Annotated in this window: 1 protein-coding gene; it reads right to left on the bottom strand. The window is 46.0% G+C overall.

Features of this window, described 5'->3' with window-relative positions:
• Positions 1-2,322, bottom strand: a 2,322-nt coding sequence (locus tag AC5590_RS24575; protein WP_169268960.1) for a non-ribosomal peptide synthetase, incomplete at both ends; no start/stop codon positions are given.

Genomic DNA, 2,322 nt, shown 5'->3' on the forward strand with positions numbered 1-2,322 from the left:
TGGTTTCATAGACTTCCCCACTCAACCACTGTTGCTGCCAAACACCAAAATCAGCATACTGGATGGGTAACTCTGGTAAAGGAGAAGGTTCTCCCGATAAAAAAGTTTGATATAAAATCGACAACTCTTGGATAAATATCCCCATTGACCAACCATCAGAGACAATATGGTGCATGGTCACGAGCAGCACATGGGACTGTTCACCCAGTTGCAATAGACTCACCCGCAGCAAAGGACAGGTCTTAAGATCAAAGGGTTTTTGTGCCTCTAAGGTGACTAACCGTTGCACTTGTGCAGATTGTTTATCTTCCTCAACGCCTTGCAAGTCCACTACTTGTAAAGTTACAGTTGCAGTGGAATCAATGACCTGCACTGGAGTATCATTCACTACCTGAAAGCTGGTACGCAATACCTCGTGACGCCGAACGATTTCGGTTATTGCTTGCTCAAGGGCGTCTACCGTTAAATTTCCGGTAATTTGTAGTGCAAGGGGCATATTGTAGGTTCCACTTTTGTCCTCCAGCTGATCTAGGAACCAAAGTCTAGCTTGCGCCCATGACAAGGGTAGATTCGTATCCCTTGGCACTGGTTCGATAGATGGTATCATCAGTTGTACGGTCAGGCGATCGCGACCGATGGACTGGTCTAACTCTGCTACTGTGGGGGATTCAAATAAGTAGCGCAGGGGAATCTCGACGTTAAAAGTTCGCTGCAATCGGGAAATGACTTGAGTAGCAAGCAGGGAATGTCCTCCCAATTCAAAAAAGTTGTCATGGATGCCCACTTGTTCTAGTTTGAGGACAGAGACGAAAATGTTGGCAATGACTTCTTCAGTAGGTGTGCGAGGTGGTACAAAGTCTAATATCTGACCCTGTGTCCTATCTGGTGCAGGCAGGGCACGTCGGTCTACCTTGCCGCTAGGAGTCAAAGGCATAGCTTCGAGCATCACAAAAGCAGATGGTATCATGTAATCGGGCAACTTCTGTTTGAGGAAGTTACGCACCTCACGAATGCTTAATGATTCTTGGTGAGGAACAATATAAGCAACTAGGTACTTGTTATCTGCTTGCTCTTGGTTGACTGTTACCACCGCTTCTCGTACTTGAGGATGTGTCCTAAGAACCGCTTCAATTTCCCCTAACTCGATACGGAAGCCACGAATTTTCACCTGGTTATCAATCCGACCGAGTAACTCAATGTTACCGTCAGGAAGGTAGCGGGCTAAGTCCCCAGTTTTATACAAACGATTTAATTTTGAATTTTCAAACGGGTTGGGGATGAATTTCTCCTGTGTCAACTCCGGGCGGTTGAGGTAGCCTCGGGCAAGAGCAACACCTCCAATGTGCAGTTCGCCTATAACTCCAATAGGAACGCTTTGGAGATGGCTGTCTAGAATATAAATTTGCGTGTTGGCAATTGGTTGACCAATGGGAACAATTTGATGCTGATTTCCCCGTTGGCAATTCCATGCAGTTGCATCAATGCAAGCTTCAGTTGGTCCGTAGAGATTGTACAACTGTGCATCTAAATTGGCTTTGAAACGCTCTTGAAGTTCGATTGGCATAACTTCACCCCCGCAAAATACACGTCGCAGGGAGTTACAGTTTTTCAACCCCTCTTCTTCGAGAAGGATTCGCAGCAAGGAAGGAACAAGTTTAATATGTGTAATCTTCTGCTCAGCAATCACCTGAACTAAATAAGCACTTTCCTGATGACCTCCAGGTCGAGCTATAATCAACTGAGCTCCTACCAGCAACGGCGCATAGATTTCCCAGACTGAAGCGTCGAAGCTTAAAGGAGTTTTCTGTAGCACTTTGTCTGCCTCGGTTAGAGGAAAAGACTCCTGCATCCACAACATATGATTGCAAATGGCTTGGTGGGAAATCATCACGCCTTTGGGTTTGCCTGTTGAACCAGAGGTGTAAATGACATAAGCTAAGTTTTCAGATCTTACCCCACTCACCGGATTCTCGTTACTCTCGCGTAGTATCACTTCCCAGTCTGTATCCAAGCAAATCACACGCGCTTGATGTTGAGGGAGTTTAGCCACCAATTTCTCCTGAGTCAGCAGTACTGACACCTGGGAATCTTCCAACATATAAGCTAAGCGCTCTTGCGGATACGCTGGATCTAAAGGTACATAAGCTCCACCTGCTTTAAGAATCCCCAGCAGTCCCACAACCATATCTATAGAACGTTCAACGCAAATGCCTACTAACACCTCTGGTTTTACTCCCAGTGTTTGCAAGTAATGCGCCAGTTGATTGGCACGGGCATTCAATTCTTGATAGGTGAGATGTTGTCCTGCAAACACCACCACCA

Origin of the sequence: Brasilonema octagenarum UFV-OR1, from assembly GCF_963888615.1 — a bacterium.
Taxonomy (GTDB): Bacteria; Cyanobacteriota; Cyanobacteriia; order Cyanobacteriales; family Nostocaceae; genus Brasilonema; species Brasilonema sennae.